The following is a 14,200-nucleotide window of genomic DNA, read 5'->3' on the forward strand; positions in this document are numbered from 1 at the left end:
GGAGGAACTCAAAGTGGCAAATGCTTATGCAAAGGCTGGTGTTGATGTGAACGCCGGGTATGAAGTCGTTGATCGAATCAAAAAACATGTCAAAAGAACAGAACGGTTAGGTGTAATGGGTGCCATCGGTGGTTTTGGCGGCTGTTTTGACTTGTCAAACTATCCGCTGAAAGAACCAGTGCTGGTATCCGGTACTGATGGTGTAGGAACGAAATTATTAGTAGCGATCCAACAAAATCAACACCAAACGATTGGAATCGATTGTGTTGCGATGTGTGTCAATGATATTGTCGCTCAAGGAGCAGAACCGATCTATTTTTTGGATTATGTCGCAGTGGGCAAGAATGATCCCGAAAAAATCGAACAAATTATCGCCGGGGTTGCAGAGGGCTGCGTTCAGTCGGGAGCGGCTCTGATAGGCGGTGAAACAGCAGAAATGCCAGGGATGTACTCGGAAGAGGACTATGACTTGGCTGGTTTTGCGGTGGGAATTGTTGAAAAATCTCGTCTGATCACGGGAGCATCGATTGAACCGGGACATTTTCTGATCGGGCTGCCTGCTTCTGGTATCCATTCAAACGGGTATTCATTGGTTCGCAAGATCTTTTTTGAACAGCAAGGTTTTCAAATGGCAGAGAAGTTGCCGGAATTAGGCGGAAAAACTCTCGGAGAAGAATTGTTAACACCAACGAGAATCTACGTATCCGCTGTACTGCCGTTACTTGAAAAACAATTAATTGACGGTATCTCGCATATCACGGGTGGCGGCTTTATCGAGAATATTCCCCGGATGTTGCCGCCGCAGACAACAGCAGAAATCACACTGGGAACGTGGCCGCAACTGCCGATTTTTGAGGCTCTAGCTTCTTATGGAAAAATCCCGGCCCATGAAATGTATGAGATCTTCAATATGGGGATTGGGATGGTTCTTGCTGTTGCACCAGAGAAGAAAGAACAAGTGCTAGCTTTGTTAAACGAGCAGAATGAAGCAGCTTACGTTATTGGTAAAGTAACGGAGGCTCAAGAACATGCGGTTCTTTTACAAGGAGATCCGCTATGAGGATCGCTGTTTTTGCATCAGGAAACGGCAGTAATTTTACCGCAATTGCCGATGCGATTAGAGGAGAAGAACTCAAAGGGGCTACATTAGCGCTGCTGTTCTCAGATAATGCCGCCGCATTTGTCTTGGAACGGGCTAAAGACGCGGGGGTACCGACATTGCAGTTATCCCCGCAGAAATTTCCTTCGAAAGCAGCGTTCGAAGCCGCACTGTTGAACGAGTTGGCGGAACATTCGATTGAGCTGATCGTTTTGGCAGGCTATATGCGGATCGTTGGACCTACGTTGCTAGCCGCTTTTCCCAATAGAATCATCAATCTGCATCCCTCATTGCTGCCTAGTTTTCCTGGAAAATCCGGTATTGCCGATGCCTTTCATTATGGAGTGAAGGTGACTGGGATCACCATTCATTACGTTGACAGTGGTATCGATACGGGGCCGATCATTGCGCAAGAAGTGGTACGTATCGAATCGGAAGATACATTAGAAAGCTTAGAAGCAAAGATCCATCAATTAGAGCATCGAGTCTATCCAGCGGTCATAGCTGAAATCATTCATAAAGGAGACCATCAATCGTGAAAAAAAGAGCGTTGATCAGTGTGTCAGATAAACAAGGGATCGTATCTTTTGCCAAAAATTTAGTACAAAACGGCTACGAAATCATTTCGACAGGAGGGACAAAATCTGCTCTGGAAGCGGCTGGTCTTGAACCGATTGCGATAGAAACGGTCACAGGATTTCCCGAAATGATGGACGGACGTGTCAAAACATTGCATCCAAAGATCCACGGTGGTTTGCTGGGTCGCCGGGACCTGCCTGAACATTTAGCAGCAATGGAAAAACATGACATTGCGCCGATCAATCTGGTTGTTGTCAACCTTTATCCTTTTAAGGAAACGATTGCCCAAGCGGATGTGACAGAAGAGCAAGCCATTGAGAATATCGATATCGGTGGACCAAGCATGCTGCGCTCCGCTGCAAAAAACTTTGCTGCAGTGACAGTGATCGTTGATCCTAAAGATTATCCCCTCATTCTAGATGAATTGACGGAAACCGGTCAGACGCAGCTTGCCACGCGCAAACGCTTAGCGGCTAAAGTATTTCGCCATACAGCAGCTTATGACGCCTTGATCGCCGATTATTTGACAAAAGCAGTTGAAGAATCTGAACCGGAGAAGTTGACACTGACGTATGAATTGAAACAAACGTTGCGCTACGGAGAAAATAGCCATCAAACTGCTGCTTTTTATCAAGATGCATTGCCAGTTCCTTATTCGATCGCTAGTGCAAAACAACTTCACGGCAAAGAATTGTCCTACAACAACATCAAAGATGCGGATGCCGCTTTGCGAATCGCAAAAGAATTTACGGAACCCACTGCAGTCGCTCTTAAACATATGAATCCTTGTGGTATCGGAACAGCGACGACGATTTTTGACGCTTTTGAACGGGCATACGAAGCAGATCCAGTTTCGATTTTTGGAGGAATCATCGTATTGAATCGCCCCGTTGATGAAGCAACAGCTGCGGCACTGCATCAAATATTTCTTGAGATCGTGATTGCGCCTGCTTTTGAACCAGCGGCGCTGGATATTTTGACGAAGAAGAAAAACATTCGCTTGATGACGTTAGATTTTGTAGCAAATCCTGTCGAAACAGAAATGGTCTCTGTATTAGGTGGTTTATTAGTTCAAGAACAAGATACATTAGCAGAATCTCCTAAGGATTGGACGGTCGTAACGAAACGTCAGCCTAGCAAGAATGAGTTGGAAGCAATGGCTTTTGCTTGGAAAGCGGTAAAACATGTCAAATCAAATGCCATCGTTTTAGCGAACCAATATCAAACAGTTGGAATTGGTGCTGGCCAAATGAATCGCGTGGGTTCTGTAAAAATCGCCATTGAACAAGCTGCTGAAGCTGGAAAATTAACGGATGCAGTTTTAGCTAGCGATGCGTTCTTCCCAATGGATGATAGCGTGGAATATGCTGCAAAACGGGGAATCAAGGCGATCATTCAACCTGGAGGCAGTATTAAAGACCAAGCGTCTATCGAAATGGCAGATCAATACGGAGTAGCGATGATCTTTACTGGCGTTCGGCATTTTAGACATTAAAAGACATTAAATTCAGGAGGAGCAGATGAAGCTTTTAGTTATTGGTAGTGGTGGTAGGGAACATGCAATCGCCAAGAAATTACTCGCAGATCCGATCGTAGAAACAGTCTACTGCGCGAAAGGGAATCCGGGCATGGTCAGCGATGGCATTCAGGTAGTTGCTATCCCTGAAACAGACCATCAAAGCTTGATCGCGTTTGCAAAAGAGATGGCCATCGATTGGACCTTTGTAGGCCCTGAAGTTCCTTTGCTTAATGGCATCGTTGATGATTTCCAAGCTGCAGGATTGAACATTTTTGGCCCAAATAAAGCAGCGGCGATGATTGAAGGTTCGAAGGAATTTGCCAAAGAATTGATGGCAAAATATCAGATTCCAACCGCTGAATACCAGTCTTTTGTAGATAGTGAAAAAGCGAAAGCGTATATCCAAGAAAAAGGTGCCCCAATCGTAATCAAAGCAGACGGTTTAGCTGCTGGAAAAGGGGTCGTTGTCGCAGCAACAGTGGATCAGGCACTGGCTGCGGTAGAAGAAATGTTGGAAGAACAAAAATTTGGTCAAAGTGGTGCCAAAGTTGTGATCGAAGATTTTCTGGAAGGAGAAGAGTTTTCGCTGCTGGCTTTTGTTCATGAAGAGCAAGTTTATCCCATGGTGATTGCGCAAGATCATAAACGAGCGTTTGATGGGGATGAAGGACCGAATACTGGTGGAATGGGAGCTTACTCTCCTGTTCCGCAAATTCCTCAGTCAATGATCGATCAAGCAATCGAGACGGTTTTGATCCCGGCTGCTACAGGAATGATTGATCAAGGAACACCCTTTACGGGTATTTTATATGCGGGGCTGATTGCCACAGTTGAAGGACCTAAAGTGATTGAATTCAATGCTCGTTTTGGAGATCCAGAGACGCAAGTCGTTTTGAGTCGGCTAACGAGTGGGTTAGCTCAGATTATTGATGCATTGCTCAATGGAAGACAGCCGGAAATTACTTGGAATCAGCAGTTTTCTGTTGGTGTGGTCGTGGCGGCTGAAGGGTATCCAGAAACCTATCAACAGGGAATGATCATTCCGCAAAAAGCGGCTGAAGATGTTCAACTGTTTTATGCAGGGGTTGCTGAAAGAGCAGGAGAATTGGTGGCAGCAGGCGGGCGAGTATTTTTAGCGGAAGGGCAAGGTGCTTCTTTGGAGGAAGCGCAAAAGAGAGTTTACCAAGCGCTAGCAAAAATGCCTTTGAACAAGATGTTTTATCGAAAAGATATCGGTGCCAAAGCATTAAAGTAACCGCAACTTCTCTTTGGTTCCATCGTTTAAACAAAAGATCGCTGATGAGAGAACAGCGATCTTTTTTTCTTAAAAAGAGGTAGCGTTTTCAAACGGATATGCTAAAATAGAAGAGCAAACAGAGGAGGAAAAATACGTGAAAAAAATTAAATTTGGTTCAACCGATTTAGAAGTTTCAAGTGTCATTTTGGGATTGATGCGAATCAATAATGCAAAAGATCCTGTAGCTGTACTGACGACAGCAATCGAGAATGGTATTACTTTCTTTGATCATGCAGATATCTATGGCGGTGGCGAATGCGAAAGTATTTTTGCAGATGCCCTTGCACAAACCGAATATAAAAGGGAAGATCTTTTCATTCAATCGAAATGTGGTATCGTCCCAGGGAAAATGTTCGATTTTTCGAAAGAACACATTATTAAATCCGTTGAAGGCAGTTTGAAACGCTTGAAAATGGATTATCTTGACGCGTTGCTGTTGCATCGCCCGGATACGTTAGTGGAGCCCGAAGAAGTCGCTGCTGCTTTCGACGAGCTGGAAAAAGCGGGAAAAGTTAAGTATTTTGGAGTCAGCAATCAAAATCCTGGTCAAATCGAATTGTTGAAAAAATATGTCTCTCAACCATTGCTGGCCAATCAATTGCAATTTGGCATCATGCATACTGGAATGATCGATCGAGGCATCCATGTCAATATGACGGATAGCGGCAGTGTCGATCATGATGGCGGCATTCTTGAGTATTCTCGGCTGAATGATATGACGATCCAAGCGTGGTCGCCATACCAATATGGATTCTTTGAAGGTGTCTTCATCGGAAATGAGAAATTCCCAGAACTGAATGCAAAACTAGAAGAATTGGCTGAGAAGTATCAAACGACTGCGACAGGAATCGCATCTGCTTGGATTCTACGGCACCCAGCAAATATGCAGGTGATTGCTTAAATGGTCACATAAAAGTATATAGTAATTTCATCGTCAACAACCTCGATCTTCTCAATAATATTTTCTATCAAGCTCCGTCTGGTAGAGAAATCCATTTCTTCAAATCTATCAACTAACTCTTCTAATGATTTTTCAAACTCTTCTTTATCTTTTTTACTCACCGTCTGATTCAACTGTGATTCTAATTTTTCTATTTTCTCTTTGAGCTCATCGGTTTTATTATCTAAGATATTTGTGGATATTTTATCTGATAGATATAAATCTAATAACTTTGATTGTTGAGCGTTAAGTCGGGCGATTTCTCTAATGATAGGTTTATTATCTATTTCGTTATTATCTTCTTTTAAAGCAAACTTAGAACTTTCTGCTCTTTTTTTTATTTCACTCATAATCGCTGCGTCCAAAAAATCGCATCGATAAGATTTGCCTGAGCAAGTCCAACCGTATTTTTGCTTATGCTTGTAAGTCCTGCACGAGCAACGATAATACTTATGTTTATATTTTTTCCCGTTGGCGGTTCTAACGCTCTCATATCCATTGTAAGGCTTTCCGCACTTGTGGCATATAATTAATCCCGAAAATAAATAACTGTGGTTAAACGCATTGCTGTGAGGTCTATTGCTAATTAAACGCTGAACTTTGTTGAAATCTTTTGTAGAAACGATTGGTTCGTGTTTAGCATCATATACTTTGTTTTGATATTTCTGTTTTCCGCAATAATAATGAGATTGAAGCCTTCTTCTGACGGTAGAGTCCATGAAGCTATCTTCAAAAACGGGGAATTCTTTTTTCAACACAGAAACAATCTTATTTATCGCTTGTCCACTTAAAAAAAGTTCAAACATTCGTTTAACAGCTAATGCTTGTGTTTCTTGTATTTCTAATTCGCCTGTAATTTGATTGTACTCATACCCAAATGGAACATTACCGCCGCCCATGTAATAACCACGCTTCACACGTTCGAGTTTCCCCATTGACATGCGTTCAGTAATGTTATCACGCTCCAATTGGGCGAAAACTGAAAGAATTCCGATCATTGCACGACCGAAAGAGGTAGTAGTATCAAAACTTTCTTGCATACTGATGAAGTCAACGTTGTTTTTTAGAAATACATCTTCGATCAAATACATAGTGTTCTTTTGGCTACGTGATAGGCGGTCAAGCTTGTAAACGATGACGACATCTATTTTATTGTTTTCGATATCTTCGATCATTTCATTAAGCGCTGGCCGTTCAAGCTTAGCGCCAGAAAAAGCCGCATCTGTATAGGTCTTGAACACTTTATAATCTTTTGCTACTGCGTAAGCGTTGAGTTTTTCCGTTTGTGCTTCGATCGAGTATCCTTCTTTTTCTTGTTGAGGAGTGGAAACTCGAATATATAAGCCCGCTTTTTTCATTGTATCAACTCCTATTTATTGTTAAAATAGGCATAGGGAATAAGCCTATCGTTTATTGCTTAGCACGCCATTCTGTGAGGGGAGGGCGTGTCTTGTTTTTTACAGACCTAATAACTCTTTTTTCTTCGTTTCAAATTCATCTAAAGAGATTATTCCCATATCTAAAAGCTCTTTCATTTCTTTAACTTGTTCGACTGCAGAAGTTTTAGCTGGTGCATTAGTTTTACGACTATTTTTTTCGTCCATTCTATTTTTTACATATTCAACGAAAGCAGCGACGTCTCCAACATTAATCCATTTCATATTAACTTTGTTGCCCGACGCATAAAACGATAAAGTATAACCCATTGCTTTTTTACCAAATTCTATCGACGATATATTTGAATACGGAAAAGACTCGCTATCAAAACCAAAAGTTCGTTTTCCGTAGAAGAACAATCGTTTGTTTGTAGCTAATAAAATTCCGTTTTTAACTGTATCGCTCCCCAATGATTTGGTTTCATAAACACCAAAAACTCCCTCCATGAGCTTTTCCCCTGGATCTAAATGCTCTTGCGCGAATCTCAACTGTTTAGATATTTTTTTGTTATTCACATCCAAAGCCATTTTAAACTCCTCATTTCTTTGATATAATTATTTTGATATTAAATACTAACCCTAGCCGCAGCGCCAACTACGACTGGGGTATTTTTTTATAGGTTGTAAATAACTTGTACAGCTTTTCCGATAACTTTTGCTGGGTTTTCTGCTGTTATTACTATCGGTGAGTATTTAGGATTATCAGCTACCAACATAACTAAGTTGTCTTGTCTTTTTATTCTTTTTAGTGTAGCTTCTGAATCCCCATTTATTTGAACTGCTGCGATTTCTCCATCTTCAACTTCTTCTTGTAGCCTTATCAATACGTTAGCACCATTTGGTATGCCTGGGCTCATACTATCGCCAGAAATATGCAATGCGATAATATCTCCGCTAGGCAAAGATGATGTTACGACTGGAATGTACTCTTCGATATTCTGCTCTGCCGTTATTGGTGCTCCTGCGGCAATATTACCTAAAAGAGGGATATATGAAATTTTATCAGGAAAAATTAAGTTATTAGGTTTTTCAAAATCTAACCCTAAAATATATTCAGGTTTCACACCTAACGCTCTGGCAAAATCATCAACTCTGTTTAAAGGAAATTCTCTAGTTTTATTGAAATACCTCGATACTGCCGACTTAGCCATTCCAACCCTTCGAGCGATTTCACTTACAGATAAATTTTTCTCTTCTTTTAATTGATTTAATAAGTCAATTATTTCATCATTCGATCTCATTTTTTTCACCTCCTATATAATGTAAGTTTATTATACCACCGTTCCCAAAAGAATACAATAAGTTCTCTTAAAAAAACTTTTTGCTTTTATTTTTGTAATTATTGTTGACAAAAGAGAACGAGGTTGTTATATTGATAGTGTACTCAAAAGAGAACGAAAGGAGTTGAGAAGTATGACAGTCGATTTAAGAAGATTGAAAGCTGAGAGAATCGCAAAAGGTTTGACACAAGATGAAATGGCTAATTTGATGGGTTGGTCGTCAAGAACACCATACGCAAAACGTGAAAACGGCATTGTATCAATCGGCGCTGACGAGTTAGCTAAAATGGCTAGTATTTTAGGTTTTGAAAAAAGCCAACTCGAAATTTTTTTTACAACAAACGTTCCCAATAAAGAACGAAAATAAAAAGGAGGCAATTTAAATGACAAACTTACAAATTTTCGCTTTTGAGGAAAAAGAAGAAATCAGAACGTTATTGATTAATGATGAACCTTATTTTGTCGGAAAAGATGTGGCAGAAGTGCTGGGGTACCAAAACGGTAGTCGAGATGTGAATCGCCATGTAGATGATGAAGATAAGCTGACGCACCAAATTAGTGCATCAGGTCAAAACCGTAATATGACAATCATCAACGAATCCGGACTATACAGCTTAATCCTAAAATCCAAGCTCCCATCAGCCAAGAAGTTCAAACGTTGGGTAACGAGCGAAGTCCTACCTCAAATCCGAAAGCACGGCATGTACGCAACAGACGACCTACTAAACAATCCAGACTTGCTGATCGAAGTAGCAACGAAGCTCAAAGAAGAACGCACATTACGATTGGTTGCAGAACAAAAGGTAGCTGAAATGCAACCAAAGGTAAATTATCACGACATTATCCTAGCAAATAAAAGCGTTACGCCAATCAGTTTTATCGCTAAAAACTATGGCATGAGCGCAATGCAAATGAACAAGTTGCTGCATGATTTTGGCATCCAATACCGACAAGGTAAGGCGTGGCTGCTGTATGCGAAGTATCAAAACGAAGGATACACACATATCGAAATGGTGCCAGTACAAGGAACGGACAATCTAAAGCCAATTATGAAGTGGACACAAAAAGGTCATTTGTTCCTATACAACTTTTTGAAAGAACGCGACATTTTGCCAAATATCGAATTGTTTTAAAGGAGGCTGCCTAATGACAACAACAATATACCCCAATGGAATCAAAGTCCACTGTGTCTGGCAAGATGGCACTCACATGAAAGAAGGGGAAAAGATTCCTTTGGAAGTTCAGAAAAAAGCGGTTCAATCGGTTTTGAAGATGATGAAGGAGGAACCAAAATGGAAATCACAATCAAAGCAACACCAGAAGAAATAGCAAAAATGCTCCAAACTATTGTGAGTAGCAAGGAGCAGACTAAGCGCAAACATCCAGAATCGAAAATAGAATATGATCCGCAGACGGGTGAAGGAATACTTAGCGATAATGAGCAGCTAAAATTTACTGGCGGTTTGAAAATTGCTGGTAAACCTGTCTAAAAGTCTTTGTTGATTTCTTTGATTATCAAACCGTATAACTTTTGATACTCGATATAGGGATCAAAATCGATATCTACCGTAATATCATTTCCTCGTCTTGACTCGTTTTTCGCAATGCTTAGCAATTTAGTTTTTTCTTGATCGTACATTATCTCTAATGAAGCGATTGCTAAATCATGAGCGCGTTGTTCATTCGTTAAAGACATAAGCTCCACCTCCTTATCATTATTTCAGCCTGTCACACTGATAAGGAAATTATACCAAAGAAAGGAGAATGACATTGAATGAAGTTTCAACAAATTTTGACTATTCAATAGTAGATGATACCACGGCTCAATTTTTAAAAGTAAAAGAACAAGAGCTACAGTCAATCGTTCTAAACAGTTCCATCCAGTTAGGAGAAAAACTTATAGAAGCACAAGAAAAGCTGGCAAGTTATAAAACAGGTACCTTCGAAAAGTGGTTCACATCAATCGGCTTAAAAAAGAGAACTGTTTACAACTATATCAATCAAGCTAAATTTGTGCATCAAATGCACGAATACGAACAAATCGAAATGTTCCAAGAACTACCAACCACACTCAAAACAGAAATATCCAAACCGTCAGCTAAACCAGAAGCGGTAGAAATGGTGCTCTCAGGCGATATAAAAACCACCAAAGAATATCGAGAGCTTGAGAAACAGCTAAAAGCAAAGGATGAGCAAATTAAACTACAAGCACAGATGATTGATGATCTGAATGAGCAAGAAACGGAAGTAGTTGAAAAAGAAGTCATTGTCGAGAAGGTTCCAGACGACTATCAGCAGCTTAAGCAATCTACAAAGATTATTGATGAAATCACCAAAGAAAATCAATCGCTTAAAGCTGAACAGGAAGCTTTGAAACAACGGATAGCGGATTCCGAAAAAGCGTTGCAAGAAAAAGCGAAGGTTGAAAATGATGAACTAGAACAAGCACACCTAAAACGTCTACAACGTGATGCCGATATCAGTGTTCATAAACTCATTATCAATATGAATCAATTTGTTAAAGAACAAGCGGTAACGGTATACGATTCGCAAGCAATCGCTGGTGCGAACGATGAGACAAAGCAAAAACTCACGGATTCAATTTCCAGAGTTGAAAAACTATTAAAACAAATCAAACAAGAAATCGGAGGAGAAGTAGCATGGGTAATCAATTAACTAAAAACAACACGATCGCATTGATCCACACATTGGAAACACAAGGCAAACAAAGTGAAGCGCTGGTAAGTTTGTTGCGTGAAATGGGAAATGTCAAAGAAGAAATGATTGAGCTGAAAGACGAAGTAAAAGAGCACGTCAGTGAAAGCCGCTCATTATATGAAAAAATGTCTGAGCAAGTCACTATCACCTATGAAGAGCAAAGGAATTGCGTTCAATTGTCAACAAACTTGCCATTAGCTTAACCGAAGAACATCAAAAGCGCCAAGGTAAAACATACAGCGGCAATCTATTTAAAGCTTGGAAAGGGATGTTCATGAGCCGCATCCACTCTAAGCTTAAAAACGCATGAACGTTGTCCGTTACACATCAATTAAACGAGTTGATTACGACGAAGCTTTAGCTTATTTAAATGTACTAACCTACGAACACTTTAGTCTGGCAGATTTGCAAGCAACGCCTGCAGTATTGAACGTTTTGGAATTGGAGGAGAAATAATGGAATTTGAGAACGTCAAAGATGCGCTAAAAAGTGCAATGGAGTATGCCGAATCATCGAATTTACAAGTAGACGGAAAGCCAGCAACTTACGAGGACTTTCAAGAGCTGATGAAAGAGCATATCTATGCTATTGCAGATTTGTCGGGTATTGATGAAGTGGCCGATCGCAACTGGAGTATTGGATGAAAAATAACCCCACGCGGAAGGAGGGGCTAGGGTGGAACAAATACTATGCTTGATAGTCTATTCTGTAGCTTTCATTTGTAATGCGCTAATGAAAAAACTATTTCCCGAAAATTCTTTTTATAAGTGGTACGCTCTCGGGATTTGCATTGGTTTCACTATTTTCATAGCTTTTTATAATTGAACGCGTGATAGGAAGGATTCTTAACGTGAAGAATTCAACCGTAACTTCATCGTTTGAACTTTTATAAATATCATAGAATTCAACAAAGGTTTCATAATCTTTCTTAGGAACATAGTTCAGGCAACTGAAATAATACTTGCCGAATCTTTTCTGATTGTTCGCTTGAGGATATTCCATAACTTCTCCAAAAGATTGAACAAAGTTATCAAACATTCTTTTAACATATAGATCGTTTTGCTCGTATTTCTTTTGTTTAAACTTTATTTCATTGACTTTTAGATCGTGTTTGTTACTTAGATAAGTCGTAATCATCGGAGATATCAGTGAAATAACGGCAACAATAAGCGCGAAGGTAACAGTTGAATCAATTGCATTAATAACACCACCAGTTTTTAAACAATTATACCAAAGGAGCAAACACATTGAAAAATAAACTAGCAAAAACAACAGCAATCATCGGACTAGCACTAGGCAGCGGAGTTATCGGCTACGCAGCAAGCAACGCATTTCAGGACTTGGACACAATCAAGGCAAACTTCAACACAGTGCTGCAATACGGCCAAACCAAATCACAACGTGTGTCAGAACTCGAATCACAGCTATCCAACAACACTCGCACACAGGAGCAGCTGAAGGCAGAAATTGAGCAAATCAAATCGGACAAGCAGAAGGAAATTGAAGCCAAGCAGCGAGAGATCGAACAAAAGCAACAGGAGATCGCTACAAAGCAACAGGAAGCCGATAGCTTGCGCCAACAACTGAACACAGTGCAAAACGACAAGGAGCAGTTAGAACAGCGTGTGAGCGAGTTACGGCAGTATACGGATCAAAAAGTAGGGGAGTTGGGGAAATGATTAAAAGAATCACTATATCAGTTGAGGAAGATAGTGGGTCAACAATGCAGCATACCGTCTCAACAAAAGAAGAAGCACTCGCTTTGATCGATCGATACTTTAAGGAGGAGTCAGCATGAATAAAAAATGGTTAGCCAGTCTAAATAGAAACTACTTTTACAAAGCACGCCAACTCCAAGCAATTTCATATTTGAGCATTTGGTTAAACATTGTACTTTTGTTAACTCTGATTTGGATCATGGGGGTTAAATAGTATGACCAGAGCTGAAGCACTCCGTATCGGAAAAATCATTGCTGACCGCCGGTAAAAGTATAACAAGCCGTTGATTCAGTCAAGGCAGAATATTGAACGGATGAAGAAACGGAGGATTGCATGGTGAAATCTTACGTGTATCGGACAAAGTGCAAAGAAACGAATCGCAGCTTTCACTTCATGACATACACGGAGAGTTAGTGTTGATAGCACAAAATAAACAGGACAAAGAAACCGTGGCTATCTATCTTGACGACAGACAAATATTTAGACTCATCCAACATCTAACTAAATACCTTATGCATACAAAAAGACTCCGGCCGCCAAGCATAGAGTCTTACGAAAATATTTACCTAAGTTTACCACAAATCGAGAGGAGTGGGAAGATGTCAGATTATATCGCAACAAATTACGACAGCCTGATGCAAGACGAAAGCAGTCATGTGATGCCTAATATCCATTCTTTAGACGACAACGAGGAAGAAGTAGACCTGTCAGCACATTGGAATGAGGACGATAACGGAACGATTGTTCATGAATCGGATTGGATGTTTATAGGTTATCGAGAAAACAAAAATGGCACGCTTGCTAAATATGTCGTACAGCAAGAGAATTTCTTACTTATAGTTGATGAATATGGACCAAAATCACTGAGGATGGACACGATGAAAATTATCAGTGGTAAAGATTGGCTGAAGCAAAGACAGGAGGAGTTTAAGTGAGCGAAACTACCTTAGTTGAGAAGTTGATCCAACTACGAAAAAAAGTTCCTTATATCAAGAAAGAACAAAAGCAATATATCAAATTTTCAGTGGTAAGTTCTGAAACAGTATTGACAGAGTTCAATACTCATATGAACGAACTGAATATTTATCTCAAAACAGAAGTAGTAAATAAAACTATTGAAAGACAAAAGATAGGTGTAAACGAGAAAACTAAGAAAGATATATTTAGCTATCTTGTAACGCTCGATATGAAGTATACGTGGATCAATGGTGACAATCCATCTGAAAGAGAAGAGGTAACATTCTCGGCAATTGCTGATGATGAAAATTCTTCGTATGCATACGGACAAGCTTTAACATATGCAGAAAAAACGTTCTTTATGAAAGAGTTTAATATTCCTGCGGATGACGTGGATCCTGATGTGTTTCAAAAAGAAATTCTAAAACGTATTCCAGCAAGCCCTGAACAAATCGAAGCCATACACATTCAGTTAGGAAAGCTAGAAGAATTAACAGAGCAACCGAAACTTGCGTTCTTAGAACAAGCAAAAATGACAAACGGTGTAAATGCGAAGAAAGCTCCTGAAGAGTTCACCGGATATGATTTTGGGTTAGTGATGAACACCTTAACCGGATGGGTTAATGGATATGAAAAGAAAAAAAGTAAGAAGTGAT

20 protein-coding genes and 1 pseudogene are annotated in these 14,200 nt (G+C 40.1%); 17 read left to right on the forward strand and 4 right to left on the reverse strand.

Annotation, left to right across the window (positions count from 1 at the left end):
* Positions 1–13: 13 nt before the first annotated feature.
* The 5 genes and pseudogenes from purM to HED61_RS09450 form a co-directional block, all read left to right on the forward strand.
* On the forward strand, positions 14–1,060 hold the full coding sequence (gene purM / locus HED61_RS09430; RefSeq protein ID WP_005472505.1) for a phosphoribosylformylglycinamidine cyclo-ligase: 1,047 nt from the start codon (positions 14–16) through the stop codon (positions 1,058–1,060).
* The gene (purN, locus tag HED61_RS09435; RefSeq protein WP_021150959.1) at positions 1,057–1,638 is read left to right on the forward strand and encodes a phosphoribosylglycinamide formyltransferase; all 582 of its coding nucleotides are present in this window, start codon (positions 1,057–1,059) and stop codon (positions 1,636–1,638) included. Before purM ends, purN begins: the two co-directional genes overlap by 4 nt.
* The gene (gene purH, locus HED61_RS09440; protein WP_138371800.1) at positions 1,635–3,173 is read left to right on the forward strand and encodes a bifunctional phosphoribosylaminoimidazolecarboxamide formyltransferase/IMP cyclohydrolase; all 1,539 of its coding nucleotides are present in this window, start codon (positions 1,635–1,637) and stop codon (positions 3,171–3,173) included. Before purN ends, purH begins: the two co-directional genes overlap by 4 nt.
* A gap of 25 nt (positions 3,174–3,198) precedes the next feature.
* The gene (purD, locus tag HED61_RS09445; protein WP_103300060.1) at positions 3,199–4,452 is read left to right on the forward strand and encodes a phosphoribosylamine--glycine ligase; all 1,254 of its coding nucleotides are present in this window, start codon (positions 3,199–3,201) and stop codon (positions 4,450–4,452) included.
* Positions 4,453–4,588: 136 nt separating this feature from the next.
* Positions 4,589–5,392: pseudogene (locus HED61_RS09450) on the forward strand (aldo/keto reductase); the annotation flags it as partial.
* Here the strand turns inward: HED61_RS09450 and HED61_RS09455 are convergent.
* The 3 genes from HED61_RS09455 to HED61_RS09465 all read right to left on the reverse strand — a co-directional run bounded on the left by HED61_RS09455 (position 5,392) and on the right by HED61_RS09465 (position 8,111).
* Entirely contained in the window at positions 5,392–6,792 is a 1,401-nt protein-coding gene (locus HED61_RS09455; RefSeq protein ID WP_219645232.1) for a recombinase family protein, read from the reverse strand. The pseudogene HED61_RS09450 and the gene HED61_RS09455 sit on opposite strands and share 1 nt — an antisense overlap.
* A 99-nt stretch (positions 6,793–6,891) precedes the next feature.
* A complete protein-coding gene (locus HED61_RS09460; RefSeq protein WP_219645231.1) occupies positions 6,892–7,398 on the reverse strand; it encodes a PH domain-containing protein in 507 nt (168 codons plus the stop codon).
* 86 nt (positions 7,399–7,484) lie between these two features.
* Positions 7,485–8,111 (reverse strand): LexA family protein, encoded by a 627-nt coding sequence (locus HED61_RS09465; RefSeq protein WP_219645230.1) that lies wholly within the window; start codon positions 8,109–8,111, stop codon positions 7,485–7,487.
* 172 nt (positions 8,112–8,283) lie between these two features.
* On the opposite strand from HED61_RS09465, the gene HED61_RS09470 reads away from it, so the two are divergent.
* From HED61_RS09470 to HED61_RS09485, 4 genes are read left to right on the forward strand one after another with little or no spacing between them, the layout of a single operon-like run.
* Complete coding sequence (locus HED61_RS09470) at positions 8,284–8,517, forward strand: helix-turn-helix domain-containing protein (protein ID WP_219645229.1); 234 nt, start codon at positions 8,284–8,286, stop codon at positions 8,515–8,517.
* Between the two features lie 16 nt (positions 8,518–8,533).
* Entirely contained in the window at positions 8,534–9,283 is a 750-nt protein-coding gene (locus HED61_RS09475) for a BRO family protein (protein ID WP_219645228.1), read from the forward strand.
* Between the two features lie 13 nt (positions 9,284–9,296).
* Positions 9,297–9,479 carry a hypothetical protein gene (locus HED61_RS09480; protein WP_219645227.1) on the forward strand — a complete coding sequence of 61 codons (183 nt, stop codon included), beginning with the start codon at positions 9,297–9,299 and terminating at the stop codon, positions 9,477–9,479.
* On the forward strand, positions 9,443–9,640 hold the full coding sequence (locus HED61_RS09485) for a hypothetical protein (RefSeq protein ID WP_219645226.1): 198 nt from the start codon (positions 9,443–9,445) through the stop codon (positions 9,638–9,640). Before HED61_RS09480 ends, HED61_RS09485 begins: the two co-directional genes overlap by 37 nt.
* On the opposite strand, the gene HED61_RS09490 is transcribed toward HED61_RS09485, so the two are convergent.
* Positions 9,637–9,846: a hypothetical protein gene (locus tag HED61_RS09490; RefSeq protein ID WP_219645225.1), complete on the reverse strand. Its 210-nt coding sequence runs from the start codon at positions 9,844–9,846 to the stop codon at positions 9,637–9,639. The genes HED61_RS09485 and HED61_RS09490 overlap by 4 nt on opposite strands.
* A 74-nt stretch (positions 9,847–9,920) precedes the next feature.
* On the opposite strand from HED61_RS09490, the gene HED61_RS09495 reads away from it, so the two are divergent.
* The 8 genes from HED61_RS09495 to HED61_RS09525 all read left to right on the forward strand — a co-directional run bounded on the left by HED61_RS09495 (position 9,921) and on the right by HED61_RS09525 (position 14,199).
* Positions 9,921–10,826, forward strand: coding sequence for a hypothetical protein (locus tag HED61_RS09495; RefSeq protein WP_234981374.1), 906 nt, complete (start codon positions 9,921–9,923; stop codon positions 10,824–10,826).
* Entirely contained in the window at positions 10,811–11,071 is a 261-nt protein-coding gene (locus HED61_RS09500) for a hypothetical protein (protein WP_234981375.1), read from the forward strand. Before HED61_RS09495 ends, HED61_RS09500 begins: the two co-directional genes overlap by 16 nt.
* Positions 11,072–11,323: 252 nt before the next feature.
* Positions 11,324–11,512, forward strand: a complete 189-nt coding sequence (locus HED61_RS09505; RefSeq protein WP_219645649.1) for a hypothetical protein — start codon at positions 11,324–11,326, stop codon at positions 11,510–11,512.
* Positions 11,513–12,115: 603 nt separating this feature from the next.
* Positions 12,116–12,547 carry a hypothetical protein gene (locus HED61_RS09510; RefSeq protein ID WP_156233179.1) on the forward strand — a complete coding sequence of 144 codons (432 nt, stop codon included), beginning with the start codon at positions 12,116–12,118 and terminating at the stop codon, positions 12,545–12,547.
* Positions 12,544–12,666: a hypothetical protein gene (locus tag HED61_RS16915; protein ID WP_258015211.1), complete on the forward strand. Its 123-nt coding sequence runs from the start codon at positions 12,544–12,546 to the stop codon at positions 12,664–12,666. Before HED61_RS09510 ends, HED61_RS16915 begins: the two co-directional genes overlap by 4 nt.
* A complete protein-coding gene (locus HED61_RS09515) occupies positions 12,663–12,800 on the forward strand; it encodes a hypothetical protein (RefSeq protein ID WP_219645647.1) in 138 nt (45 codons plus the stop codon). Before HED61_RS16915 ends, HED61_RS09515 begins: the two co-directional genes overlap by 4 nt.
* A 386-nt stretch (positions 12,801–13,186) precedes the next feature.
* Positions 13,187–13,522, forward strand: a complete 336-nt coding sequence (locus tag HED61_RS09520) for a hypothetical protein (RefSeq protein ID WP_219645645.1) — start codon at positions 13,187–13,189, stop codon at positions 13,520–13,522.
* Complete coding sequence (locus HED61_RS09525; RefSeq protein ID WP_074934672.1) at positions 13,519–14,199, forward strand: ERF family protein; 681 nt, start codon at positions 13,519–13,521, stop codon at positions 14,197–14,199. The genes HED61_RS09520 and HED61_RS09525 overlap by 4 nt, the downstream gene beginning before the upstream one ends.
* Position 14,200 lies beyond the last annotated feature (1 nt).

The organism is Enterococcus gallinarum, from assembly GCF_021496385.1.
Lineage (GTDB): Bacteria > Bacillota > Bacilli > Lactobacillales > Enterococcaceae > Enterococcus_D > Enterococcus_D gallinarum.

Coding starts and splice junctions, on each gene's coding strand:
- HED61_RS09465 (WP_219645230.1), bottom strand. CDS start 8,111: ATGAGATCGAATGATGAAATAATTGACTTATTAAATCAATTAAAAGAA.
- HED61_RS16915 (WP_258015211.1), top strand. CDS start 12,544: ATGATTAAAAGAATCACTATATCAGTTGAGGAAGATAGTGGGTCAACA.
- HED61_RS09480 (WP_219645227.1), top strand. CDS start 9,297: ATGACAACAACAATATACCCCAATGGAATCAAAGTCCACTGTGTCTGG.
- HED61_RS09515 (WP_219645647.1), top strand. CDS start 12,663: ATGAATAAAAAATGGTTAGCCAGTCTAAATAGAAACTACTTTTACAAA.
- HED61_RS09460 (WP_219645231.1), bottom strand. CDS start 7,398: ATGGCTTTGGATGTGAATAACAAAAAAATATCTAAACAGTTGAGATTC.
- purN (WP_021150959.1), top strand. CDS start 1,057: ATGAGGATCGCTGTTTTTGCATCAGGAAACGGCAGTAATTTTACCGCA.
- HED61_RS09490 (WP_219645225.1), bottom strand. CDS start 9,846: ATGTCTTTAACGAATGAACAACGCGCTCATGATTTAGCAATCGCTTCA.
- HED61_RS09500 (WP_234981375.1), top strand. CDS start 10,811: ATGGGTAATCAATTAACTAAAAACAACACGATCGCATTGATCCACACA.
- HED61_RS09475 (WP_219645228.1), top strand. CDS start 8,534: ATGACAAACTTACAAATTTTCGCTTTTGAGGAAAAAGAAGAAATCAGA.
- HED61_RS09470 (WP_219645229.1), top strand. CDS start 8,284: ATGACAGTCGATTTAAGAAGATTGAAAGCTGAGAGAATCGCAAAAGGT.
- purD (WP_103300060.1), top strand. CDS start 3,199: ATGAAGCTTTTAGTTATTGGTAGTGGTGGTAGGGAACATGCAATCGCC.
- HED61_RS09520 (WP_219645645.1), top strand. CDS start 13,187: ATGTCAGATTATATCGCAACAAATTACGACAGCCTGATGCAAGACGAA.
- HED61_RS09455 (WP_219645232.1), bottom strand. CDS start 6,792: ATGAAAAAAGCGGGCTTATATATTCGAGTTTCCACTCCTCAACAAGAA.
- HED61_RS09485 (WP_219645226.1), top strand. CDS start 9,443: ATGGAAATCACAATCAAAGCAACACCAGAAGAAATAGCAAAAATGCTC.
- HED61_RS09505 (WP_219645649.1), top strand. CDS start 11,324: ATGGAATTTGAGAACGTCAAAGATGCGCTAAAAAGTGCAATGGAGTAT.